Raw genomic sequence first — 23,637 nt, 5'->3', positions numbered from 1 at the left:
GGGCAATCTCTATCTGTGACAGGCAATTCCGGCACGAATCGGCGACGTCATCGCCGCGACGAAACTGAGGCGATCATGAAAGATCCGATTGAGACCTACAATTCCCTCGTCCCGATGGTGATCGAGCAATCGAGCCGGGGCGAACGCGCCTTCGACATCTTCTCCCGTCTGCTGCGCGAGCGCATCATTTTCCTCAATGGTCCGGTCGAGGATGGCATGGCCAGCCTGATCGTGGCGCAGCTGCTCTTCCTCGAGGCCGACAACCCGAAGAAGGAAATCTCGATGTATATCAACTCGCCGGGCGGGGTGGTGACGTCGGGGCTCTCGATCTACGACACGATGCAGTTCATCCGCTGCCCGGTGACCACGCTCTGCATGGGGCAGGCGGCATCGATGGGCTCGCTCCTGCTCACAGCGGGCCAGAAGGGCATGCGCTTCGCCCTGCCGAATGCGCGGATCATGGTGCATCAGCCGTCCGGCGGGTTCCAGGGCCAGGTCACCGACATCCTGATCCATGCCAAGGAAGTCGAGGGGCTCAAGCGCCGCCTGAACGAGATCTATGTCCAGCATACAGGCCAGGATTACGACACCATCCACAACGCGCTCGAGCGCGACAATTTCATGACCGCCGATGCGGCCAAGGAATTCGGCCTGATCGACCAGGTTGTCACCAAGCGGAGCGAAGATCCGGAGCCGCCCAAGGCGATGTAAGGCGCCCCGGGCTGTGACATTCTGGACCGTTACGGCGCCCTTCAAGCGCTCGTGACCCTTTTTGGAGCAGTTTGCCGGGTTAATTTGTGGCCCGTCCCTTGCAACACGGGAACAAGTTATTACCCTTGGCAGGGACAAACGATCGGCCGGCCCGCGAATTAACGTTTCGTTCGGGGGCCGCGTCCGATAGTGTCCCGATCATCTATCGGCATGGCGCGCCACGTCATGTCGCGATCCGGAGGCCCGGTTCCCGTTACGGGGGCCCGCCCTTCCGGGATAGGAGGTAGGCGATGAGCAAGACCCAGAGCGGCGATTCCCGGAGCACGCTGTACTGCTCCTTCTGCGGCAAGAGCCAGCATGAGGTTCGCAAACTCATCGCCGGACCGACCGTGTTCATCTGCGATGAATGCGTCGAACTCTGCATGGATATCATCCGCGAGGAATCGAAGACCCTGGTCAAGGCGAAGGACGGCGTGCCGACGCCGAAGGAGATCGCCAAGATCCTCGACGATTACGTGATCGGCCAGTTCTATGCGAAGCGCGTGCTCGCGGTGGCGGTGCATAACCACTACAAGCGCCTGAACCACGCGACCAAGCACAACGATATCGAACTGGCGAAGTCGAACATCCTGCTCGTCGGCCCGACCGGCTGCGGCAAGACCTATCTCGCCCAGACGCTGGCGCGCATCCTCGACGTGCCGTTCACCATGGCCGATGCCACGACACTGACCGAGGCCGGCTATGTCGGCGAGGATGTCGAGAACATCATCCTGAAGCTGCTCCAGGCCGCCGACTACAATGTCGAGCGGGCGCAGCGCGGCATCGTCTATATCGACGAGATCGACAAGATCAGCCGCAAGTCGGACAATCCCTCGATTACCCGCGACGTATCGGGCGAGGGTGTGCAGCAGGCGCTGCTGAAGATCATGGAAGGCACTGTGGCCTCGGTTCCGCCGCAGGGCGGCCGCAAGCATCCGCAGCAGGAATTCCTGCAGGTGGACACGACCAACATCCTCTTCATCTGCGGCGGCGCCTTTGCCGGTCTCGAAAAGATCATCTCCTCGCGCGGGAAGGGCACGTCGATCGGCTTCGGTGCCAAGGTCGAGGCGCCGGATGACCGGCGCGTCGGCGAGGTGTTCCGCCAGGTTGAGCCGGAGGACCTGCTGAAATTCGGGCTTATCCCGGAATTCATCGGCCGCCTGCCGGTCATCGCAACGCTCGAGGATCTCGACGAGGATGCGCTGAAGCGCATCCTGACCGAACCGAAGAACGCGCTGGTCAAGCAGTATCAGCGGCTGTTCGAGATGGAAGATGTCGAGCTGACCTTCAATGATGACGCGCTTTCCGTGGTTGCCCGCAAGGCGATCGAACGGAAAACCGGCGCGCGCGGCCTGCGATCGATCATGGAGGGCACCCTGCTCGACACGATGTTCGACCTTCCGGGCCTTGATGGGGTGGAGCAGGTGGTTGTCGGGGCGGAAGTCATCGAGGGCAAGGCCAAACCGCTCTACATCTATGGCGAGCGGAAGGAAGAGGCACTGGAAGCCAGCGCCTGACCATCGCCCGTGCCAGAATGACAGGACGGACGGGCACGCCCGTCCGTCTTTTTGTGTCCGGTTCCCGCCGCTGCGCAGGGCCGGACCTGCAAGGCGCGGTGTCATGCCGGACGCAAGACGGGGGCAAGCTGCGGGAATTTATCGCGGTTGGGTTGATGCCCTTGCATAGCGGACGAATCGACACCACGTTGACGATAACGAGTGGATCGGGCAGGTGCCGACAGGGCCTGTTTCGACTGTCGCCCATCGCGGATCGAGAGGGTGGCGGAAGCGAAACTCCGGAAGGAGCCCGGCCCCAGCATTCCCGGCATGACCGGGGGTCGTGCCACTTCGCCGTCCCGCCCCGCAAGGGCTGTCCGGCGCGGGCGACCTGAACAGAGGACCAAGCGATGAGCGCTGACAAGAAGCGTGCCACCCCCGTTCCGGGCTCCACGGAAGTTGTTCCGGTGCTGCCGCTGCGGGATATTGTCGTTTTCCCGCACATGATCGTGCCGCTCTTTGTCGGCCGCGAGAAATCGATCAAGGCGCTGGAAGAGGTGATGCGGAGCGACCGCCACATCCTGCTGGCGACGCAGTTCAACGCCACCGATGATGACCCGGCGGCTGACCAGATCTACCAGATCGGCAGCCTTGCCACGGTGCTGCAGCTGCTCAAGCTGCCCGATGGCACAGTGAAGGTGCTCGTCGAAGGCGTGAGCCGGGCCCGGCGTGCCGATATCGTCGCGAACGAGAATTTCCTCGAAGCCGAAGTGACCGTGCTCGAGGAGGATTACAGCGACCCGGTGGAGATCGAGGCGCTCGCGCGCTCGGTGACCAGCGAGTTCGAGGGCTATGCCAAGCTGAACAAGAAGGTCTCGCCGGATGTGGTCTCGACCATTGCCGGTATCGAGGATTATGCCAAGCTGGCGGATACCGTCGCCTCGCATCTCGCGGTGAAGATCGCCGACAAGCAGGCCGTGCTGGAGATCACCAAGGTGGCGCGCCGCCTCGAGAAGGTGCTCGGCCTGATGGAGAGCGAGATCTCGGTCCTGCAGGTCGAGAAGCGCATCCGCACGCGCGTCAAGCGCCAGATGGAGAAGACCCAGCGCGAATATTACCTCAACGAGCAGATCAAGGCGATCCAGAAGGAACTCGGCGACGAGGACGGCAAGGACGAGCTGGCCGAACTGGAGGACAAGATCGCGCGGACCAAGCTCTCGAAAGAGGCGCGCGACAAGTCGAACCATGAATTGCGCAAGCTCCGGCAGATGTCGCCGATGTCGGCGGAAGCCACCGTTGTGCGCAACTACCTCGACTGGATGCTCTCGCTGCCCTGGGGCAAGAAGTCGAAGGTCAAGAAGGACCTGCGGCTGGCTCAGGAAGTCCTCGATGCCGACCATTTCGGCCTCGACAAGGTCAAGGACCGGATCGTCGAGTATCTCGCGGTCCAGAGCCGCGCGAACAAGCTGACCGGGCCGATCCTGTGCCTTGTCGGCCCGCCGGGTGTCGGCAAGACCTCGCTCGGCAAGTCGATCGCCAAGTCCACCGGGCGTGAATTCATCCGGATGAGCCTGGGCGGCGTGCGGGACGAGGCCGAGATCCGGGGCCATCGCCGGACCTATATCGGCTCGATGCCGGGCAAGATCATCCAGAGCCTGCGCAAGACGAAGACCTCGAACCCTCTCTTCCTGCTCGACGAGATCGACAAGATGGGCATGGATTTCCGGGGTGATCCGTCCTCGGCGCTGCTGGAAGTGCTGGATCCGGAGCAGAACACGACGTTCAACGACCATTATCTCGAGGTCGATTATGACCTGTCGAACGTGATGTTCGTGACGACGGCGAACACGCTCAACATTCCGGGCCCGCTGATGGACCGGATGGAGATCATCCGCATCGCCGGCTATACAGAAGACGAGAAGGCCGAGATCGCCCGCAAGCATCTCATCCCGAACTCGCTGAAGAAGCACGGCCTCGATGCCTCGGAATGGAGCATCACGCCCGAAGCCCTTCTGCTTCTGGTGCGGCGCTACACCCGCGAAAGCGGCGTCCGCAATCTCGAGCGCGAGATCTCCAACCTCGTCCGCAAGGCCGTCAAGGAGATCCTGCTGGCAGCCGGCACCGACAACCCGGTCAAGGCGGTCGTCATCGACGAGGCCAAGGTCGAATCCTATCTCGGCCCGGCCAAGTATCGCTATGGCGAGGTCGAGGCCGAAGATCAGGTCGGCGTAGTCACGGGCCTCGCCTGGACCGAGGTCGGTGGCGAATTGCTGACCATTGAAGGCGTCATGATGCCCGGCAAGGGCAAGATGACTGTCACGGGCAACCTGCGTGACGTGATGAAGGAATCGATCTCTGCGGCGGCCTCCTATGTCCGCAGCCGCTGTATCGAGTTCGGTATCAAGCCGCCGCTCTTCGACACGAAGGACATCCATGTGCACGTGCCGGAGGGCGCGACGCCGAAGGATGGACCGTCGGCGGGCATCGCGATGGCCACGGCGATTGTCTCCGTCCTGACGGGCATTCCCGTCCGGCGCGACATCGCCATGACCGGCGAAGTCACGCTGCGGGGCCGTGTCCTGCCGATCGGCGGGCTCAAGGAGAAGCTCCTCGCGGCCCTCCGGGGCGGCATGAAGACGGTGCTGATCCCCGAAGACAACGTGAAGGACCTCGCGGAAATCCCGTCCAACGTGAAGAACGGGCTGGAGATCGTCCCGGTCTCTCGCATGGACGAGGTGGTCAGGCGCGCGCTTGTGCGGCAGCCTGAGGCGATCGAGTGGGACGAGGAAGCCGAAGCCAAGGCCGCTGCAAAGGCCAAGGAAGACGCCGCCGTCACCGCCCGCGCCCATTGAGGCCTGGCCCGACAAGGATCGAGGCGCCCCGGTTTTCGGGGCGCCTTTTCCATGCGTCGGTCCCGCGCTGTTGCGTCGCTTGCGGCTGGCGAGGGTTTCATGCCACCTTTGCGGTTCTGCAAGGGGAGGTTGGCATGCGGATCATCAGTCAGGCGGTTCGGGCCGTCATTGCGGCCGGGCTGTTCGGCGGGCTTGGTGCCGGCGCACAGGCCATGAGCTACCGGCTGGTCGAGGCGGAACTTGACGGATGCGGGGCGGGCTGCCCGAAGATCATCCATGCTTCGGGCACGATCCAGCAGAACGAGCACCTGATTTTCGCGGATTTCGTTGCCAATGCCGCCAAATCGCACCGGCTGTCGAGCATCGTTGTGGTCGAGAGCCCGGGCGGCTTCAATGCCGGTGCGGCGGCCCTTGGGCTGATGATCCGCAAACTCAAAATGTCGGTGATTGTCGGCCGGCCGGCAGGCGGATCTGTGACGCGCAGCACGGGCCTGACATCGGGCGTCTGTGCCTCCGCCTGCGTGCTGGTGCTGGCCGGCGGCAAGAGCCGCTATTTCGTGCCGGGCTCCCGCGTGGGGGTTCACCGCGCCCATACCGGGCCGGAAGTGCGTGATCCGGTCACCCGCACGGTGGTCAGCGGCACCCTGCAGCATGACGCGATCCGCGATGCCTATTCGCGCTATTTCAGGCAGATGGGCGTCGACCAGTCTCTCTCGATGGTGATGGACAAGACGCCGTCGGAATCGATGTACTGGCTGAGCCCGGCCGAAATGGGCAAGTTCCGGCTGGCGAAAACCGCGACCTCGGCGCGCTGACGGCGCCGGCCGTTCACGCCCCGGCTTCGGTGAACCTGGTGTCGCTCTCTCCCGGCAGGGCAAGGCGGTTGCGCACCACGGTCACCGAGCAGGGCGCCTCGGCGACGAGGCTGGTCGAGACCGAGCCCATGTAGCGCCGGACGCCCCCCGAGCCGCGCGCGCCGACGATCATATGGTCGACCGCATTGTTGCGCGCGAAATCCAGCATGGCCTGTGCGGGATCGGAATGTTCCAGCACATGGAAGGTCAGGCGCTCCGGCGGCAGGCGCATATCGGCGGCCCAGTGTTTGAGTTCGACCAACCGGCGGACATGCAGTGAGGTGCCGTCATCGTCGACCAGCGTGTCGAGGCCGATCCGTGCCGTGCGCAGCACGTTGACGCAGGCGAGGCGGGATTCCGGTGCGGTGACCAGCAGGCGCGAGACGGTTTCCCGCAGGATCCCGGCCAGCGGTTCGCCTTCGGGCGAGAGATCGACCGCGGCCATCAGAATGGGCGCCTGCGAGGCGTGCCGATAGGCCCCCAGGCGGCTCAGCGGCGGGGCCTGCGGCGGCAGCAGCCGGCCGGACATCAGGTTGCGGAGCCAATGCGTCTTCTCGCGCGTGGCGCGGTCGGTCAGCGTCACATGCTCGGGGTGGTTCAGTTCGAAGGCAAGCTGCGCTGCGGAGGCATAGCGCCGGTCCGGCTTCACCTCGAGGCAGCGCAGGATGATTTCCTGCAGCCAGGAGGGGATGTCGGGCCGCAGCACGCGGGGCGGGGTAGGGGCCTCGTACATCCGGCGCAGCAGGGCCTTCGTCGTGTGCTTGGGGTTGCCGAAGGGACGCTCGCCGGTGGCCAGCGCATAGAGCATCGCGCCGAGGGCGAAGAGATCGCTCCGGGGCTCCTCGCGGATCTTCAGCACCTGCTCCGGGGCGATATAGGGCGCGGTGCCCATCGGCACGCGGAACTCCTCGGCGAGGAGATCCGGCAACCGGAGATGGCGTGACAGGCCGAAATCGATGAAAACGGCCTCGCCGGTGGGGCGGAACATGATGTTCGATGGCTTGATGTCGAGATGGACGACATCCTGCCCGTGCAGGCTGACCAGAGCCTTCGCGATGGCGGCGCCGGTCGCCAGCACCTCGGAGGCGGTCAGGGGCGCGGCCTTGAAGCGCGGCAGCAGGCTCTCGCCGGCAAGGCGCTCCATGACGATAAAGGGCTGGGCCGAGAAATCCCCGAGGGCGATGCAGCGGGGCACATGCGGCCCGCTCAGCCGCGGCAGGATCATCTGCTCCTGCTCGAAGCCGACGATCATGGTGGGATCATCGCCGTCGAGGATCAGCGGGATCTTCATCACCAGCGGGATCGCATGGTCCGGATGGGTGACCTCCCAGATCTCGGCCATGCCGCCCTGATGGATCTTCCGGCCGATCAGGAAGCCCTCGATTGTCGAGCCGGTTTCCAGCTGCATCCTGCCCATGGCGCCCCTCATCGCCCCCGGAGGAGGCGGACGGCCAGCGGCTCGGGCAGGCCGGACTCGCGCAGTTTCCGCACAGTGGTGTAGTGGTCGTAGCCGACGCGTCCGAAGAGCAGGGTCCGCCGCTTCAGATCGAGGATCGCGTAGCCGGCGGCGGTCTGGCCGTCGCGCGGCTGGCCGACCGCGCCGACCACGCCGAGCCAGGGAAAATGGCGCGAAAGCGGGATCTCCGCGCCAGGCAGGGGCTCATGCGCAATCGCCACGCCGAGGCCCGTGAGCCGCCAGAGGCAAGGCTGATGCACATGCCCCACCAGTGTGATCGCGGCATCGGTGGCGCGCAGGCTGCGCTCCGCCTCGCCCGGCCCGGTAATGTATTCCCAGGCGCGCGGGGCGCGGGCGCTGGCATGCACAAAGAGCGCATCGCCCAGGCGCCGGGTTTCCGGCCAGGTGCGGATCAGCGCGGCATGCCCGGGGTCAAGCTGCGTCCGCGTCCATTCGATGGCCTCGCGGGCAATACGGTTCATGTCGCTGGCATCGCCCTCGATCGCGGCATCGTGGTTGCCGAGCACGATCATCGCCCCGGCCTCAACCAACGAGGCCACGCGCTCCACACAAAAGGCCGGGTCGGGCCCGTAGCCGACCACATCGCCGAGGATGGCGAGGCCGTCGATCCGGTGGGAGGGGAGGGCGCGCAGCACGGCTTCCAGCGCCTCGCGGTTGCCATGGATATCGGCCAGCAGGGCGATGCGCATCGTCCGGGGTTCCTCCAGCCCGTGTTGCCCGGGCCTGACCGCCATCCTGCCGCCTGCCGGCAGGAGCTGCCTTGACCTGTATCAGAGGCGGTGCCAGTGCGCCCTGCGCCATTGGTGGAAGCCAAGTGCCCTCGACGGAGGTCTTGTGCCGGCCGTCCGAGGGGGATGGCCGCTTGCCATTGCCGGGCGGATGGTGTTTACCCACCGGGCTGATCCGGCGGCATCTTCACGCCCCGAGGGCGATTAGCTCAGTTGGTAGAGCGCCTCGTTTACACCGAGGATGTCGGGAGTTCGAGTCTCTCATCGCCCACCACAGCCTCCGCTGTCTCAATTGCTTCCGGCCAGACGCGCCCGGCATGCAGATATCCCCACCGATCTTCCTATCGGCCGCACGGCGCTGCGACGTCGCGCGGTCTTGCCTTTTCGTGAACCTTTCGGAAACCTCGTTCCTTCACCATATCCGCGCTGTCCTGTTCCGACAGTGCGTTTGCGTGAGGGGATTTCGATCCATGCGTTTCCTGTCTTTGATGCCAGGCCGCGGCCCGCTTGGCCTTGCCGGTCTTTTCGCTCTGATGATGGCCGGGCCTGGCCTTGCGATGGAGTTCGCGACGATCCCGGTGGATAGCGCCTGCAATGCCAGCGAATGCCGCCGCGCGGTGATTGCCGAGGGCGAGATCACCCGCGATGCACCGGCCAAGTTTGCTGCTTTCCTGCGGCAGGAACTGCAGCGGCCCGGCCTCCATGCGATCGTTTTCCTCAATTCGCCCGGTGGCAATGTCGAGAGTGCCCTGCAGCTCGGCTCGCTGATCCATGATGCTGGCGCCGCCGTGGTGATCGGCCGTCCGACCCTGCTTGATGCCCAGCGCCAGGCGCGTCGCCGGGCCGGTTTCGGACAGGTTGGCGTGGTGCCCGGCCATTGTGCCTCGGCCTGTGTCTATGTGCTCATGGGCGCGAAGAAGCGCGTGGTTCCGGAAGGGGCACGACTCGGTGTCCACCGCATGTCAGCCCGGATGTGGCGGGCCGATCCGGCCGGCGGCAGGACCCAGGGCGAGCGCATCTATGCCGGGTCGAGCGAGGTCAACGCGCTCCGTCAATATGTCTCGCGCGTCGGCGGCAGCCAGGATCTGATCAGCCTCGCGGAATCGGTCCCGCATGACCAGATCCGCATCCTTTCGAGCAATGAAGTGCGCCGGTTCCGGCTCGGCGCGCCATCGCTCTGATCTCCGGGCTTTCGCAGGTTCCGCAAAAAGATTCCGACATTCGGTGCGGAGTGCTTGACAGGTCCTCCGCCCATCGCGTAACCGTTCGGCCCTCGTCGGGGGGCACCCCCGATGCGGGAATGGATGCGGGCGTAGCTCAGTCGGTTAGAGTGCCGGCCTGTCACGCCGGAGGTCGCGGGTTCGAGCCCCGTCGCCCGCGCCACCCCACTCCTCCCCTTCCATGAACAGGGGGCAGGTCCTTCACCACCCGGATCTTGCCAACCTCGCGAGGGGACGATGACTGCTTCCCAAAAGGGCTTCCTGCTCGGGTTTCTCGGCGTGGCGCTGTTTGCGCTGACAGCGCCGGTGACCAAGCTGGCCACGCTGACCCCGACATTTCCCGGCCTCCCGCCGGTCTTCATCAGTTTCGGTCGTGCCGCAGCGGCCGGCATGCTGGCCATTCTCTATCTGCTGGTCATCCGCGCGGCTTGGCCCAGCCGGGTGCAGGCGTTCCGGCTGATCCTGGCCGGGGCGGGGATCGTGATCGGCTTCCCGCTCTTCCTTGGCCTCGCGGTCCAGCATGTCGATTCGGTCCATGCCGCCGTGATTTCCGGTGCCCTGCCGCTCGGTACGGCGGCGCTGACGGCGCTCTGGATGCGCGAGCGCGCACGGCCGGCCTTCTGGGCGCTGGCGGTTCTCGGCTTCCTGCTGGTCGTGCTGTATGCGTGGCTGACGGGCGAGGGCGGCTTCGTCGCAGCCGATGGTCTGCTGCTGCTCGCCGTACTCTCGGCCAGCTGCGGCTATGTGCTGGGGGCCCGCCTGTCGCGCGAGATGCCGCCGGAGCACGTGATCTCGTGGATCCTGGTGCTCTACCTGCCGCTGACCATCCCGGTTTCGGTGCTGACCTGGCCACCGGGCGAGGTGGCGCCGGTGGCGTGGCTCAGCTTCGCCTATCTCGCCATCGTGTCGATGTGGCTCGGCTTCTTTGCCTGGTATCGCGGGTTGCAGCTCGGTGGTGCGCTGCGCGTCAGCCAGACGCAGCTGGCTCAACCCTTCCTGTCGATGCTGGCCGCCGCGCCGCTGCTGGGAGAGCGGATCACGCCGCTCTCGCTGGTTTTCGCCGCCGCCATCGTCGCGACCATTGCGGTCAGCCGGCGGATCCGCTGACGGGAAATGTCTGCGCTCTGACCGAATCAGATCGCCCGCTCCGGCTTCTTGTCTTGTCGCATTGTCTTCCGTCCAGCCGGTATCCACCTGGTCGGAAAATGCTCCAGGCTTACCGGCGCTTGGTCCATTCCTCGTAGCCGACTTCCTTCTCGCCGGTATAAGCCCACGCGGCCGCATAGCCGTTGCCATCCTCCTTCGCGATGAGCAGCATCACGCCGGTCCGGCCGCCGCCGGTGAAGTTCAGTGCCACAACCTCGCCATTGCCGATGCCGAAGCCGGTCCAGGTCTGCGAGCCGATCTTCCAGACGATTCGCCAGGTCTCGGCGCCGGTCTGGGTGAGCGAGGCGCTGCCGCTATAGCCGCCGCCCGAGGTGCCTTCCTTGCCCTGGACCCGGCAATCGCCGGGGCCCTTGGCAAAGGCCGGCATCGCGGCCATGGCCACAAGGCCCAGAACCGCCAGGCCCTTCGCAACCCGTTTCATCATGATCTTCCCCCCGAAAGGCCTGGACAGGCCGGGAGGGCAGGGTTGCCCGGCAACAGGCCGCAATGTTGGACGCCCCGCTCCGCGAATCGCGCTGCGGAGCCTGGCCAAGACTAGCCAAGGGCCCGTGCTTTTCCAGCGCCATGGCCGCTTCGGGCCGGGGCATTGCTGCAAGAAAGCCTGCGCCTTGCCGCATGATCCGCTCCCGTGCGCCGCCTGCCGGCGAGGACAGCCCAAGCCTGTTGCCAAATCGTCGGATGCGGCGCCCTTTCGCTTGCGCGAAAAGCCGGGCTCGACTAATCCAAAGCGCCATGGAAACACTGCTCGTCGATTATCTCCCGCTGGTTCTCTTCATCGGCATTGCCCTGGTGATCGGGATCGCCCTGCTCGTCGCGCCCTTCGCGGTGGCCTACCAGAACCCGGACCCGGAAAAGGTCTCGGCCTATGAATGCGGCTTCAACGCTTTCGACGATGCCCGCATGAAATTCGATGTGCGCTTCTACCTCGTGGCCATTCTCTTCATCATCTTCGACCTCGAAGTGGCGTTCCTGTTCCCCTGGGCCGTGGCCCTGAAGGATATCGGCGCCTTCGGGTTCTGGTCGATGATGGTGTTTCTCGGCGTGCTGACGGTCGGCTTCGTCTATGAGTGGCGCAAAGGCGCGCTGGAATGGGATTGATGCCATGAATTCCGGGACCATGAACACGCTCGTCGCCCCCGCTCCGAAGGGCATTCTCGACCCGAATACCGGCAAGCCGGTCGGCGCGACCGACCCGTTCTTCGTCGAGATCAACAACGAACTGGCCGACAAGGGCTTCCTCGTCACCGCAACGGATGACCTGATCGCCTGGGCGCGGACGGGTTCGCTGATGTGGATGACGTTCGGCCTCGCTTGCTGCGCTGTGGAAATGATGCAGCTCTCGATGCCGCGCTATGATGTCGAGCGCTTCGGCTTCGCGCCGCGCGCCTCGCCGCGCCAGTCCGACGTGATGATCGTCGCCGGCACGCTGACCAACAAGATGGCGCCCGCGCTCCGCAAGGTCTACGACCAGATGCCGGAGCCACGCTACGTCATCTCGATGGGCTCCTGCGCCAATGGCGGCGGCTATTACCATTACAGCTACAGCGTGGTGCGCGGCTGCGACCGCGTGGTGCCAGTGGATATCTACGTGCCGGGCTGCCCGCCGACGGCCGAGGCGCTGCTTTACGGCGTGATGCTGCTGCAGAAGAAGATCCGCCGGACGGCGACGATCGAGCGATGATTTGGCGCTGCCTTGTTTCGGTCGGTATCTTGATGGTCCTATCCTCGGGATATGCCGATGCGAGGATAAAACTCAGCAACAAGGAACGAGTAGCCCTTTCATCCTCGCGTTACCTTGTCAAAGCGGTCCTTGCCGACCTTGTTGATTTGGAAAGCTGGGCACAAAAACAATGTGGAATTGGCTTAAAACTAAACGCTATTATTACAGAAAAGCCGCTCAAGGGTGAGCAAGTGTTGCATTGCGTTATTGACCGAAGGCCATCTACAGTTTTCTTCACGGCAGGCGCAATATCCAAGTGGCATTACTCGGTAAAGTGCGGCGAAAATTGTGACGAGGTAAAGCGCAGAGCTGAAACCTATGCGGGCGATGCGGAATGGCTTGCCACACGCTGCCGCAGTATGGTTGACGCAGGGCTCGATAGGGCGACAACGAAATGTGACGAGCGCGGACGCCAGATTGTTGAAGCTGTATCGAAGTTGAATTTCACCGTTCGCAGCTCGGCCAAGGGTTCGCTTCGGTTCGATTTTGAGTACAAGAACTAAAGCAACGGAGAGCGGGCATGTCCGAAGCACTTGAAATTCTCGCCGCCCATATCGGGAAGGCCCTGCCGGGCAAGGTGACCGGACACGAGATCGCGCTTGGCGAACTCACCCTGCATGCCGAGGCCGGCGCGATCCTCGAGGTCCTGCGCTTCCTGCATGATGACCCGGATTGCGCCTTTCTCAACTTCACGGACCTTTGCGGCGTGGATTATCCGGGCCGCGAGAACCGCTTCGATGTGGTCTACCACCTGATGTCGCCGCGCCATGTCCGCCGCATCCGCATCAAGGTGCAGACGGACGAGGCGACGCCGGTCCCGTCCATCGTCAGCCTCTATCCCGGTGCCAACTGGTTCGAGCGCGAGGCCTACGACATGTATGGCATCCTGTTCGCCGACCATCCGGATCTGCGCCGCCTGCTGACCGACTATGGCTTCCAGGGCTATCCGCTGCGCAAGGATTTCCCGCTGACCGGCTTCGTCGAGGTGCGATACGACGACCAGGAGAAGCGCGTGGTCTACGAGCCGGTGAAGCTCAACCAGGAATTCCGCAATTTCGATTTCCTGTCGCCATGGGAGGGCACCGATTACGTGCTCCCGGGCGACGAGAAGGCGAAGGCTTGAGAGGCTGGCGATGACCGAACAACCGAACATGCGGAATTTCACCATCAATTTCGGCCCGCAGCACCCGGCCGCGCATGGCGTGCTGCGCCTCGTGCTGGAGCTGGACGGCGAGGTGGTGACCCGCACCGATCCGCATATCGGCCTGCTGCATCGCGGCACCGAAAAGCTGATCGAGCACAAGACCTACCTGCAGGCGGTGCCCTATTTCGACCGGCTCGACTATGTCGCGCCGATGAACCAGGAGCATGCCTTCGCCATGGCGGTGGAGCGGCTGCTGGGCATCACCGTGCCGAAGCGCGGCCAGTTGATCCGCGTGCTCTATTCGGAAATCGGACGTCTTCTCAGCCACCTGCTCAACATCACCACGCAGGCGATGGATGTCGGCGCGCTCACGCCGCCGCTCTGGGGCTTCGAAGAGCGCGAAAAGCTGATGATCTTCTACGAGCGGGCCTGCGGCGCGCGCATGCATGCGGCCTATGTGCGGCCGGGCGGCGTGCACCAGGACCTGCCGAAGGACCTGATCGACGATATCGAGGCCTTCTGCGATCCTTTCCTCAAGCTCTGCGACGATCTCGAAGGGCTTTTGACCGATAACCGCATCTTCAAGCAGCGCAATGTCGATATCGGCATCGTCAATCTCGAGGATTGCTGGAAATGGGGCTTTTCGGGCGTGATGGTCCGCGGTTCGGGCGCTGCCTGGGACCTGCGCCGCTCCATGCCCTATGAATGCTATTCGGAGATGGAATTCGACATTCCGATCGGCAAGAACGGCGACAATTACGACCGCTACTGCATCCGCATGGAAGAGATGCGGCAGTCTGTCCGCATCATGAAGCAATGCATCGCGAAGCTGCGCGGGCCGGATGGCCGCACGGCGATTTCCTCGCTCGACGGCAAGATCGTGCCGCCGAAACGCGGGGAGATGAAGCGCTCGATGGAAGCGCTGATCCATCATTTCAAGCTCTATACCGAGGGCTACCATGTGCCGGCCGGCGAGGTTTACGCCGCTGTCGAGGCGCCGAAGGGTGAGTTCGGCGTCTATCTCGTCGCCGACGGCACCAACAAGCCCTATCGCTGCAAGCTGAAGGCGCCGGGCTTCGCGCATCTCTCGGCGATGGATTTCATGTGCAAGGGCCATATGCTGGCCGATGTCTCGGCCATTCTCGGCTCGCTCGACATCGTGTTCGGGGAAGTCGACCGGTGAGGGCCGCGGCGCGCCGGCTGCTTCTCCTGCTGGCGACAGCCCCGGCTTTCGCTGTTCCGGTTCTCGCCCAGCAGGCTCCGGCCCCCGACCCCTTCGTCAGGCCGCCGCCAACGCAGCGGCCCACCCCCCCGGCTCCACCGGGGCAGAATCCGCGGCTGCCAGGCACGCCGCTGCCGAACCAGCCGGTCGTCACGCTGGATGTGCTGGTCCGGCAGGGTTTCGAGGTCAAGGCGATCCAGCGAACCTCCGAGCGGAGCATGGATTTCGTGGTGCTGGTGCAACGCTCAGGCGAATTGCGCACCTGCCTGATGCGCATCAACCGGGACCAGAACCGCGCCCTGCGCCGGGATTCGCTGTGTTTCTGAGCGGGCGGTGTGGATCACTGTCCGCTTGGTCGCCTTGCATCTTTGTTTTTAGCGTTTCCAGTCTTGCCCCTCACGCCAAGGGTGGTAAGACCCGGTCATTCGCTGCGCCGCGATAGAATCCGCGCGTTCGAGGAAGAACCATGTCTGTACGCCGCCTTGCTCCCGATGCCGTCCAACCGGCTTCCTTCGCGTTCGACGCCAGCAACCGGGAATGGGTGAAGGCCCAGATCGCCAAATATCCGCCGGGCCGGCAGGCTTCCGCCGTCATCCCGCTGCTCTGGCAGGCGCAGAAACAGGCCAATGGCTGGCTGCCCAAGGCCGCGATCGAGCATGTGGCCGAGGTGCTCGCCATGCCGCCGATCCGTGTGATGGAAGTGGCGACCTTCTACACGATGTTCAATCTCGAGCCGGTCGGCACCTATTTTGTCCAGCTCTGCGGCACGGTGCCCTGCCATTGCATGGGCGCGGAGGATCTCAAGAAGACCCTCAAGGCGCGGATCGGCGAGGAGCGCCATGTCTCGGCCGATGGCAAGTTCTCCTGGCTCGAGGTGGAATGCCTCGGCGCCTGCACGAATGCGCCGATGGTGCAGATCAACGACGATTATTTCGAGGATCTGACGCAGGAATCGCTCGGCAAGCTGCTGGATGACCTTGCTGCCGGCAAGCCGGTCAAGGTGGGCCCGCAGAATGGCCGGAAGGCGTCGGAGCCCAAGGATTCGATCAAGACGCTGCTTGACCCCGCCCTCTATGACGGCTCGGCGGTGGGCAGCTGGAAGAAGGCTTTCGACGAGCGCGCTGCCGCGCAGAAGGCGGCGAAGGAAGAGGCTGCGAAGGCTGCCGAGGCGGCGAAGGTAGCCGCTGCAGCTCCCGCTCCGGCTCCGGTCGCGCCCGCTCCCGCCGCTGCACCGGCAGCCAAGGTCGAGGCCAAGCCGGCCCCTGCGAAAGCCGCACCCGCCAAGCCCGCAGCCAAGGCTGAGGAACCGGCGCCAGTCGGCGATGAGTTCAAGCCCGAGCTGCTGAAAAAGGCCCGGGGCGGCAAGGCTGACGATCTTGAGCTGATCTGGGGCGTCGGGCCGAAGCTGGCGGCGATGCTCAACCGCATGGGCGTCTACCATTTCGATCAGATCGCCGGCTGGACCGATCAGAACCTCGCCTGGGTTGACCAGAATCTCGAGGGGTTCAAGGGGCGTGCGAAGCGGGATGACTGGATCGGCCAGTCGAAGAAGCTGGCGAGTGGCTGGCGACCCACCAACGCTGCCGGCGACAAGCCGGCGGAATGAAGGGCAGGGCAGATGGCATGTGATCGGGCAGCCGATCTGACATCTCGGATTTCCGGACAGGTTCTTCTGGTCCCGGGATCGGGCGATTTTGCCCGGGGGATGGCGGCCGCATTTTGCGTGGCCGCGTTCTATCTTTTTGAAATCAATATTTTATTCGTTGTTTCTCTAGGTGTTGCCGCAATGATTTCCCTGTCCCTTTTCCGGGCGCCGGCTTCTGGCCGCGCGCCGCGTTTCCTTGCCCTTGTGGCTGTGGCCCTGTTCGGCGCTGCCTGTGCGCAGCGCGTACCCAAGGCTGTCGCCTATTCCCCGGCGGATCATCTTGCCTTCCGCGCCGGCGGCACCGCGACCATTGCCGGGGAGGGGTTCCTCCGCCGCCCGAATGGCCGCCTGGTCCGCTGCGCGGGCAGCGAGGTGTTCCTGGTGCCGGATACGCCGTATTTTCGCGAATGGATCAGCGTGTTCCGTGCGGGCAACCGGTTCGAGGATGCTGCGGCGCTGGTGGATGCGCACAAGGAAGCGGTCCGTGTGACGCAATGCGACATGGCCGGAGGCTTCCGGTTTGGGCAGCTTCCCGAGGCGCGCTGGTTCGTGGCGACCCGCGTGACCTACCAGCTCGACCGGGTCGATTTCAGCAAGATCGACCTTGCCCATGATTACTGGCGTGACGATGCCATGCTCGTCGCGCCGGTCGAAACGCGTTCCGGGGCGGTTGTCCGTCCCGTTCTGTCAAACCCCAACCGGATGTAGCGCATGCTTCATGATCGCGACCGCATCTTCACCAATCTCTACGGCCGGCAGGATCCGGGCCTGAAAGCCGCGCTGAAGCGCGGCAATTGGGACGGCACCAAGCATATCCTTGCCATGGGCCGGGACTGGGTGATCGACGAGATGAAGGCTTCCGGCCTGCGCGGGCGCGGTGGGGCCGGCTTCCCGACGGGCATGAAATGGTCCTTCATGCCGAAGGTCAACGATGGCCGCCCGCATTATCTCGTTGTCAATGCCGACGAATCCGAGCCGGGCACCTGCAAGGACCGCGAGATCATGCGGCATGACCCGCATCTCCTGATCGAGGGTTGCCTGATTGCCTCCTTCGCGATGGCGGCGCATGCGGCCTATATCTATATCCGCGGCGAATATATTGCCGAGCGGATCGCCCTGCAGAAGGCGGTGGACGAGGCCTATGAGGCGAAGCTGGTCGGCAAGGACAATGTCCATGGCTACCCGTTCGACATCTATGTCCATCACGGGGCAGGCGCCTATATCTGCGGCGAGGAAACGGCGCTGCTCGAAAGCCTCGAGGGCAAGAAGGGCCAGCCGCGGCTGAAGCCGCCCTTCCCGGCCAATATGGGCCTTTATGGCTGCCCGACCACAGTGAACAATGTCGAGTCGATCGCGGTGGCCGGCACGATCCTGCGGCGCGGGGCGAGCTGGTTCAACAGCATCGGCCGGCCGAACAATGTCGGCACCAAGCTGTTCTGCGTGTCCGGCCATGTGAATACGCCGTGCAATGTCGAGGAAGCGATGGGGGTTCCCTTCCGCGAGCTGATCGACACGCATTGCGGTGGCATCCGCGGCGGCTGGGACAATCTGCTGGCGGTGATCCCCGGCGGCTCCTCGGTGCCTTGCGTCCCGGCCGAACAGATCATCGACGCGCCGATGGATTTCGACACCCTGCGCGGGCTGAAATCCGGCCTCGGCACGGCGGCGGTGATCGTCATGGACAAGTCGACCGACATTGTCCGCGCGATTGCCCGGATCTCGCATTTCTACAAGCACGAGAGCTGCGGCCAGTGCACGCCCTGCCGCGAGGGCACGGGCTGGATGGCGCGCGTGATGATGCGCATGGCCGAGGGCCGGGCGCAGAAGAGCGAGATCGACATGCTGCTCGACGTGTCGACGCGCATCGAGGGCCATACGATCTGCGCGCTCGGCGATGCCGCGGCCTGGCCGATCCAGGGCCTGATCCGGCATTTCCGACACGAGATCGAGAAGAAGATCGACCAGTATTCGGCAAACCCGCACAGCGAGCCTGTGCGCGTTGCGGCGGAGTGAGTCGATGCGTAATGTCCAAAACTTCTTTCGCTATCAAGAGTATAAGGACGTATGGTATTTGGTCCTGTTTGCAATTCCTGCTTCCATTGGCGGGGCCATCGGTTTTGTATTTCTTGGAAATATTGGCGCAGTGGTTTGCGCAGTGGTGGCGTATGTCGCCTTTGCAGTTTTTTCGTATAAAAATGTTAGATTTTATAGAGCGTGGGCAGGCTTAACTTCCAGAATTACAAAGATGACGGTGGTGTTGTTGATCACGACTGTTTTCATCGTGCTCGTTTTCGCATTGTTGTCGATCTTGTTTGGGACGAAAACGACTAAAGTCGTCAGTGATGGCGGCCAGTATCATCTGGCATTTGCAGAGGTCTACGCATGACCAAGATCCTCGTCGATGATGTCGAAGTCGATGTGCCGCCGCATTACACGCTGCTGCAGGCAGCCGAGGCTGCCGGTGCGGAAGTGCCGCGCTTCTGCTTCCACGAGCGGCTGTCGATTGCCGGCAATTGCCGGATGTGCCTTGTCGAGGTGAAGGGCGGCCCGCCCAAGCCGCAGGCCTCCTGTGCGATGAATGTGCGGGATGTGCGCGGCGGGCCGGATGGCTCGCTGCCGCAGATCTTCACCAAGTCGCCGATGGTCAAGAAGGCGCGCGAGGGGGTGATGGAGTTCCTGCTCATCAACCACCCGCTGGATTGTCCGATCTGCGACCAGGGCGGGGAATGCGACCTGCAGGACCAGGCCATGGCCTATGGCGTTGATTCCACGCGCTATCAGGAGAACAAGCGCGCGGTCGAGGACAAGTATATCGGCCCGTTGGTGAAGACGGTGATGACGCGCTGCATCCACTGTACGCGCTGTGTCCGCTTCACCACCGAGGTGGCGGGCATCACCGAGCTGGGCCTGATCGGGCGCGGCGAGGATGCCGAGATCACCACCTATCTCGAGAAGGCGATGACCTCCGAGATGCAGGGTAACGTGATCGATCTCTGCCCGGTCGGCGCGCTGACCTCGCGGCCCTACGAATTCAATGCCCGCCCGTGGGAACTGACCAAGACCGAGAGCATCGACGTGATGGATGCGGTCGGCTCGGCGATCCGCGTCGATACGCGCGGTCGCGAGGTGATGCGGGTGATGCCGCGCATCAACGAGGCGGTGAACGAGGAATGGATCTCGGACAAGACGCGCTTCATCTGGGACGGGCTGAAGACGCAGCGCCTTGACCGGCCCTATCTCCGCGAGAACGGCGCCCTGCGCCCGGCGAGCTGGGCCGAGGCCTTTGCCGCTATTGCCGCGAAGGTCAAGGCGGCGAAGCCGGAACGGATCGGCGCGCTGGCCGGCCAGCTGGCGGGCGTCGAGGAGATGTTCGCGCTCAAGGCGCTGATGACGGCTCTGGGTTCGGCCAATCTCGATTGCCGCTATCCCGGTTCGCCGCTTCATCCGAAGCATGGCCGGGCGAGCTACCTGTTCAACTCGACCATTGCCGGCATCGAGGAGGCGGATGCCATCCTGCTGATCGGCACCAACCCGCGCAAGGAAGCGGCGGTGCTCAATGCGCGCATCCGCAAGCGCTATCTCAAGGGCAATGTCCTGATCGGCGTGATCGGCGAGCAGGCCGATCTCTCCTATCCCTACACCTATCTCGGTGCCGGGCCAGACAGCCTCGAGGCGCTCGTCACCCATGCGCCGGCCAAGGCCGAGAAGCCGATCTTCATCCTCGGGCAGGGGGCGCTCAACCGGCCCGATGGCGCGGCGATCCTCGCGATGGCCGCCAAGGCCGCAGCCGCGATCGGCGTCGTCAAGGATGGCTGGAATGGCTTCAACATCCTCCACACCGAGGCTGCGCTGGTCGGCGCGCTCGATCTCGGCTTCGTCCCCGGCGAAGGCGGGCTGGATACGGCCGGCATGCTGGCGCCCGGTGCGCTCGACGTGCTGTTCAACCTCGGCGCGGACGAGGTCGAGATCCCGGCCGGGGCCTTCGTGATCTATCAGGGCACGCATGGCGACAAGGGCGCCCATCGCGCCGATGTCATCCTGCCGGGCGCGGCCTACACGGAGAAATCCGCGACCTATGTCAACACGGAAGGCCGCGTGCAGATGACCAACCGCGCCGGCTTTCCGCCGGGGGATGCCCGCGAGGATTGGGCTATCCTGCGGGCGATGTCGGCGCAGCTCGGCCAGACCCTGCCCTATGACAGCCTCGTCCAGCTCAGGGCAGCTCTCTATGCGGCGCATCCGCATCTCGCCGGGCTCGATGCCATCGCGGCCGGTTCAGGCGAGTCCATCGTCGCGCTTGCCAAGGGTAAGGCCAAGGCCGACAAGGCGCCGTTCCGGAATGCCGTGCCGGCCTTCCACCTGACCAATGCCATCGCACGGGCATCGAAAATCATGGCCGAATGTGCCGCCCTTGCGGCCGGCCAGGGCCAGGTTGCGGCGGAGTAAGAGGATCCCATGGTCGATATCGCTCCCAATCCTGCCAAGAAGAAGACCAACTGGGTCCCGCTGATCCTGATGGGGCTCGGCACCATCGGTGCGCTGGCCGCGATTTATTTGGGCTTCCTGGTGCTGCGCTACCTCGTGTTGCAGACCACCTGGTTCATCCCGGCGCTGATCATCGTCGGCAAAAGCCTGCTCCTGCTGGCCGGCCTGCTGATCTTCATCGCTTACATCCTGCTGGCCGACCGCAAGATCTGGGCAGCGGTTCAGTTGCGGCGCGGCCCGAACGTGGTCGGGCCCTGGGGCCTGCTGCAGAGCTTCGCGGATTTCCTGAAATTCGTGCTGAAGGAGCCGGTTGTTCCGGCCGGGGCGGACAAGGCCCTGTTCCTGCTGGCACCGCTGCTGACCTGCGTACTGGCGCTTGCGGCCTGGGCGGTGATCCCGGTCAATGCCGGCTGGGCGATCGCCGATATCAATGTCGGGATCCTCTATATCTTCGCGATTTCCTCGCTCGGCGTCTACGGGATCATCATCGGCGGCTGGGCCTCGAACTCGAAATATCCATTCCTCGGTGCCCTGCGTTCGGCGGCGCAGATGGTGTCCTACGAGGTCTCGATCGGCTTCGTCATCATCACGGTGCTGATGATCGTCGGTTCGCTCAACCTGACCGATATCGTTCTGGCGCAGCAGAATGCCGGTATCGCGCATATGCTCGGCGTGCCGTGGATGACGTTCCTGAACTGGTTCTTCATCCCGCTCTTCCCGATGTTCGTGATCTTCTTCATCTCTGCCCTGGCCGAGACGAACCGCCCGCCCTTCGACCTTCCGGAAGCGGAATCCGAACTCGTGGCCGGCTTCATGTCGGAATATGCCTCGACGCCGTATCTGCTGTTCATGCTCGGCGAATACGTGGCGATCATGACCATGTGCTCGCTGACGGCGATCCTGTTCCTCGGAGGCTGGACGCCGCCGCTCGATATTGCGCCCTTTACCTGGGTGCCGGGCGTGGTGTGGTTCGTGATCAAGGTTTCTGCGGTGTTCTTCATGTTCGCCATGGTCAAGGCCATGGTGCCGCGCTACCGCTACGATCAGCTGATGCGGCTGGGCTGGAAGGTGTTCCTGCCGCTCAGCCTCGCAGCCGTGGTGATCGTGGCAGGCGTTCTCCAGCTGACCGGCTGGTACCGGTGAGGGCGGCGCGATGATGATCATGCTCGGAACGATCACAGGCGCCTTGCTCGGCCTCGCCTTCGCGATGCTGCAGGTCATCCTGCTGCGCCGTTATTCGGTGGGAAAGCCGCCGCATATCCAGCAGCGCGCTTTCGACGCGATCGATCAACTGAAGCTGACGAGCTTTCTCGGCCTGCCGCTGGTTTTCGCGGTGGTCGGCTACATGCTCGCCGTCAAATGGACAGAGTGAGAGGAGCCTCGGCGATGTCATTCGCTCAAGCTGCCAGGGGGCTGCTGCTGAAGGAGTTCGTTTCGGCGTTCTTCCTGACGATGCGCTATTTCTTCAAGCCGAAGCCGACGCTCAACTACCCGTTCGAGAAGGGGCAGGTTTCGCCGCGCTTCCGGGGCGAGCACGCGCTGCGCCGGTATCCCAACGGCGAGGAGCGCTGCATTGCCTGCAAGCTCTGCGAGGCGATCTGCCCGGCCCAGGCCATCACGATCGAGGCCGGCCCGCGCCGCAATGACGGCACCCGCCGGACGACGCGCTACGATATCGACATGACGAAATGCATCTATTGCGGCTTCTGCCAGGAAGCCTGCCCGGTCGATGCGATTGTCGAGGGGCCGAATTTCGAATTCGCGACCGAGACCCGTGAGGAGCTGTTCTACAACAAGGACAAGCTGCTCGCGAACGGCGCGCGGTGGGAGCGCGAGATCGCGCGGAACATCGCCATCGACGCGCCGTATCGCTGAGGGAGCCGCAGCCATGAATGTCGTGACCCTCTTCTTCTACCTCTTCTCCGGGCTGCTGATCGCCTCGGCGGTGATGGTCGTCTCGTCGCGGAACCCGGTCCATGCCGTGCTGTTCCTGATCCTCGCCTTCTTCAACGCGGCCGGCCTGTTCCTGCTCATGGGAGCGGAATTCCTCGCGATGATCCTCATCGTCGTCTATGTCGGCGCGGTGGCGGTGCTGTTCCTGTTCGTCGTGATGATGCTCGACGTCGATTTCGCCGAATTGCGGCAGGGCTTCCTGCAATATCTGCCGCTTGGTACCGTGATTTCGCTGATCTTCTTCATCGAGATCGCGCTGGTCGTCGGCACCTGGCAGCTCGCGCCGGAAGCGCTGAACATGCGCAAGGCCGCAGCGGCACAACCGATCGACGCGATGAATGCCCGGGCGCTGGGGCGCGTGCTCTACACCGAATATGTCTATTTCTTCCAGGCGGCAGGCCTGATCCTGCTGGTCGCGATGATCGGGGCGATCGTGCTGACCTTGCGCGAGCGGGTCGGCGTCAAGCGGCAGGATGTGATGGCGCAGAATGCGCGCGGCAAGGCGACGGCGATGGCCGTCGTCTCGGTCGCGCCGGGGCAGGGGGTTACCACATCGGGCGTGATGCGCCGCGATGCGGCGGGCCAGGATCAGCCGGGAATCGGGGGCTAGGATGATCGGATTGTCGCATTATCTCGTCGTGGCAGCGATGCTGTTCACGCTCGGCGCGTTCGGGATCTTCATGAACCGGAAGAACGTGATCGTCATCCTGATGTCGATCGAACTCATCCTGCTGGCGGTGAACATCAACCTCGTCGCCTTCTCGACCCATCTCGGCGATCTGACAGGACAGGTTTTCGCGCTGCTGGTGCTGACGGTCGCCGCGGCGGAAGCGGCGATCGGCCTTGCCATCCTCGTCGTCTATTTCCGCAACCGCGGCACCATCGCGGTTGAAGACATCAATGTGATGAAGGGCTGAGCAAGCC

Annotated in this window: 25 protein-coding genes and 2 tRNA genes; 24 read left to right on the top strand and 3 right to left on the bottom strand. The window is 64.0% G+C overall.

The features are described 5' to 3' along the window. Positions 1-75: 75 nt before the first annotated feature. From P0652_RS01795 to P0652_RS01780, 4 genes are all read left to right on the top strand, one after another. Positions 76-711, top strand: coding sequence for an ATP-dependent Clp protease proteolytic subunit (locus tag P0652_RS01795; protein ID WP_284177034.1), 636 nt, complete (start codon positions 76-78; stop codon positions 709-711). A gap of 290 nt (positions 712-1,001) precedes the next feature. Then, on the top strand, positions 1,002-2,267 hold the full coding sequence (clpX, locus tag P0652_RS01790) for an ATP-dependent Clp protease ATP-binding subunit ClpX (protein ID WP_284177033.1): 1,266 nt from the start codon (positions 1,002-1,004) through the stop codon (positions 2,265-2,267). Between the two features lie 389 nt (positions 2,268-2,656). Next, positions 2,657-5,098 carry an endopeptidase La gene (gene lon / locus P0652_RS01785; protein ID WP_284177032.1) on the top strand — a complete coding sequence of 814 codons (2,442 nt, stop codon included), beginning with the start codon at positions 2,657-2,659 and terminating at the stop codon, positions 5,096-5,098. Positions 5,099-5,232: 134 nt separating this feature from the next. Continuing rightward, positions 5,233-5,913, top strand: a complete 681-nt coding sequence (locus tag P0652_RS01780) for a COG3904 family protein (RefSeq protein ID WP_284177031.1) — start codon at positions 5,233-5,235, stop codon at positions 5,911-5,913. A 13-nt stretch (positions 5,914-5,926) separates the two neighbouring features. Here the strand turns inward: P0652_RS01780 and P0652_RS01775 are convergent, their stop codons facing one another. Beyond that, positions 5,927-7,369, bottom strand: a complete 1,443-nt coding sequence (locus P0652_RS01775) for a bifunctional serine/threonine-protein kinase/universal stress protein (RefSeq protein WP_284177030.1) — start codon at positions 7,367-7,369, stop codon at positions 5,927-5,929. A gap of 8 nt (positions 7,370-7,377) precedes the next feature. Continuing rightward, positions 7,378-8,163: a metallophosphoesterase family protein gene (locus tag P0652_RS01770; protein WP_284177029.1), complete on the bottom strand. Its 786-nt coding sequence runs from the start codon at positions 8,161-8,163 to the stop codon at positions 7,378-7,380. A 192-nt stretch (positions 8,164-8,355) separates the two neighbouring features. Between P0652_RS01770 and P0652_RS01765 the strand changes: the two genes are divergently transcribed. From P0652_RS01765 to P0652_RS01750, 4 genes are all read left to right on the top strand, one after another. After that, a tRNA-Val gene (locus P0652_RS01765) sits at positions 8,356-8,431 on the top strand. 196 nt (positions 8,432-8,627) lie between these two features. Further along, positions 8,628-9,338: a COG3904 family protein gene (locus tag P0652_RS01760; protein WP_284177028.1), complete on the top strand. Its 711-nt coding sequence runs from the start codon at positions 8,628-8,630 to the stop codon at positions 9,336-9,338. A 125-nt stretch (positions 9,339-9,463) separates the two neighbouring features. After that, positions 9,464-9,540: transfer RNA gene (locus tag P0652_RS01755), tRNA-Asp, on the top strand. A 74-nt stretch (positions 9,541-9,614) separates the two neighbouring features. Further along, positions 9,615-10,484: a DMT family transporter gene (locus P0652_RS01750; protein WP_284177027.1), complete on the top strand. Its 870-nt coding sequence runs from the start codon at positions 9,615-9,617 to the stop codon at positions 10,482-10,484. Between the two features lie 109 nt (positions 10,485-10,593). On the opposite strand, the gene P0652_RS01745 is transcribed toward P0652_RS01750, so the two are convergent. Then, a complete protein-coding gene (locus tag P0652_RS01745; protein WP_284177026.1) occupies positions 10,594-10,968 on the bottom strand; it encodes a hypothetical protein in 375 nt (124 codons plus the stop codon). A gap of 308 nt (positions 10,969-11,276) precedes the next feature. On the opposite strand from P0652_RS01745, the gene P0652_RS01740 reads away from it, so the two are divergent. From P0652_RS01740 to nuoK, 16 genes are all read left to right on the top strand, one after another. Continuing rightward, a complete protein-coding gene (locus P0652_RS01740; protein WP_284177025.1) occupies positions 11,277-11,642 on the top strand; it encodes an NADH-quinone oxidoreductase subunit A in 366 nt (121 codons plus the stop codon). Positions 11,643-11,646: 4 nt separating this feature from the next. Further along, positions 11,647-12,225, top strand: a complete 579-nt coding sequence (locus P0652_RS01735; RefSeq protein WP_284177024.1) for a NuoB/complex I 20 kDa subunit family protein — start codon at positions 11,647-11,649, stop codon at positions 12,223-12,225. After that, positions 12,222-12,767: a hypothetical protein gene (locus P0652_RS01730; RefSeq protein WP_284177023.1), complete on the top strand. Its 546-nt coding sequence runs from the start codon at positions 12,222-12,224 to the stop codon at positions 12,765-12,767. The genes P0652_RS01735 and P0652_RS01730 overlap by 4 nt, the downstream gene beginning before the upstream one ends. Positions 12,768-12,784: 17 nt before the next feature. Then, positions 12,785-13,387: an NADH-quinone oxidoreductase subunit C gene (locus P0652_RS01725; protein ID WP_284177022.1), complete on the top strand. Its 603-nt coding sequence runs from the start codon at positions 12,785-12,787 to the stop codon at positions 13,385-13,387. 10 nt (positions 13,388-13,397) lie between these two features. Beyond that, positions 13,398-14,591 (top strand): NADH-quinone oxidoreductase subunit D, encoded by a 1,194-nt coding sequence (locus tag P0652_RS01720; protein ID WP_284177021.1) that lies wholly within the window; start codon positions 13,398-13,400, stop codon positions 14,589-14,591. Next, the gene (locus P0652_RS01715) at positions 14,588-14,956 is read left to right on the top strand and encodes a hypothetical protein (RefSeq protein WP_284177020.1); all 369 of its coding nucleotides are present in this window, start codon (positions 14,588-14,590) and stop codon (positions 14,954-14,956) included. The genes P0652_RS01720 and P0652_RS01715 overlap by 4 nt, the downstream gene beginning before the upstream one ends. 140 nt (positions 14,957-15,096) lie before the next feature. Beyond that, entirely contained in the window at positions 15,097-16,236 is a 1,140-nt protein-coding gene (nuoE, locus tag P0652_RS01710; RefSeq protein WP_284177019.1) for an NADH-quinone oxidoreductase subunit NuoE, read from the top strand. A gap of 180 nt (positions 16,237-16,416) precedes the next feature. Continuing rightward, a complete protein-coding gene (locus tag P0652_RS01705) occupies positions 16,417-16,983 on the top strand; it encodes a hypothetical protein (protein ID WP_284177018.1) in 567 nt (188 codons plus the stop codon). A gap of 3 nt (positions 16,984-16,986) precedes the next feature. Further along, complete coding sequence (nuoF, locus tag P0652_RS01700) at positions 16,987-18,288, top strand: NADH-quinone oxidoreductase subunit NuoF (protein WP_284177017.1); 1,302 nt, start codon at positions 16,987-16,989, stop codon at positions 18,286-18,288. Between the two features lie 4 nt (positions 18,289-18,292). Next, the gene (locus P0652_RS01695; protein WP_284177016.1) at positions 18,293-18,661 is read left to right on the top strand and encodes a hypothetical protein; all 369 of its coding nucleotides are present in this window, start codon (positions 18,293-18,295) and stop codon (positions 18,659-18,661) included. Next, entirely contained in the window at positions 18,658-20,721 is a 2,064-nt protein-coding gene (nuoG, locus tag P0652_RS01690; protein ID WP_284177015.1) for an NADH-quinone oxidoreductase subunit NuoG, read from the top strand. The genes P0652_RS01695 and nuoG overlap by 4 nt, the downstream gene beginning before the upstream one ends. A gap of 9 nt (positions 20,722-20,730) precedes the next feature. Continuing rightward, complete coding sequence (gene nuoH / locus P0652_RS01685) at positions 20,731-21,903, top strand: NADH-quinone oxidoreductase subunit NuoH (RefSeq protein ID WP_284177014.1); 1,173 nt, start codon at positions 20,731-20,733, stop codon at positions 21,901-21,903. Between the two features lie 10 nt (positions 21,904-21,913). Then, positions 21,914-22,132, top strand: coding sequence for a hypothetical protein (locus P0652_RS01680; RefSeq protein WP_284177013.1), 219 nt, complete (start codon positions 21,914-21,916; stop codon positions 22,130-22,132). A gap of 14 nt (positions 22,133-22,146) precedes the next feature. Further along, on the top strand, positions 22,147-22,635 hold the full coding sequence (nuoI, locus tag P0652_RS01675) for an NADH-quinone oxidoreductase subunit NuoI (RefSeq protein WP_284177012.1): 489 nt from the start codon (positions 22,147-22,149) through the stop codon (positions 22,633-22,635). A gap of 13 nt (positions 22,636-22,648) precedes the next feature. After that, on the top strand, positions 22,649-23,323 hold the full coding sequence (locus P0652_RS01670) for an NADH-quinone oxidoreductase subunit J (protein WP_284177011.1): 675 nt from the start codon (positions 22,649-22,651) through the stop codon (positions 23,321-23,323). A gap of 1 nt (position 23,324) precedes the next feature. Continuing rightward, positions 23,325-23,630 carry an NADH-quinone oxidoreductase subunit NuoK gene (gene nuoK, locus P0652_RS01665; RefSeq protein WP_284177010.1) on the top strand — a complete coding sequence of 102 codons (306 nt, stop codon included), beginning with the start codon at positions 23,325-23,327 and terminating at the stop codon, positions 23,628-23,630. Positions 23,631-23,637: the final 7 nt, after the last annotated feature.

Source organism: Rhabdaerophilum sp. SD176 (assembly GCF_030143245.1).
GTDB lineage: Bacteria > Pseudomonadota > Alphaproteobacteria > Rhizobiales > Beijerinckiaceae > Rhabdaerophilum.
The sequence above is the reverse complement of the archived record's forward strand: the minus strand, read 5'-3'. Positions and strand labels throughout refer to the sequence as shown.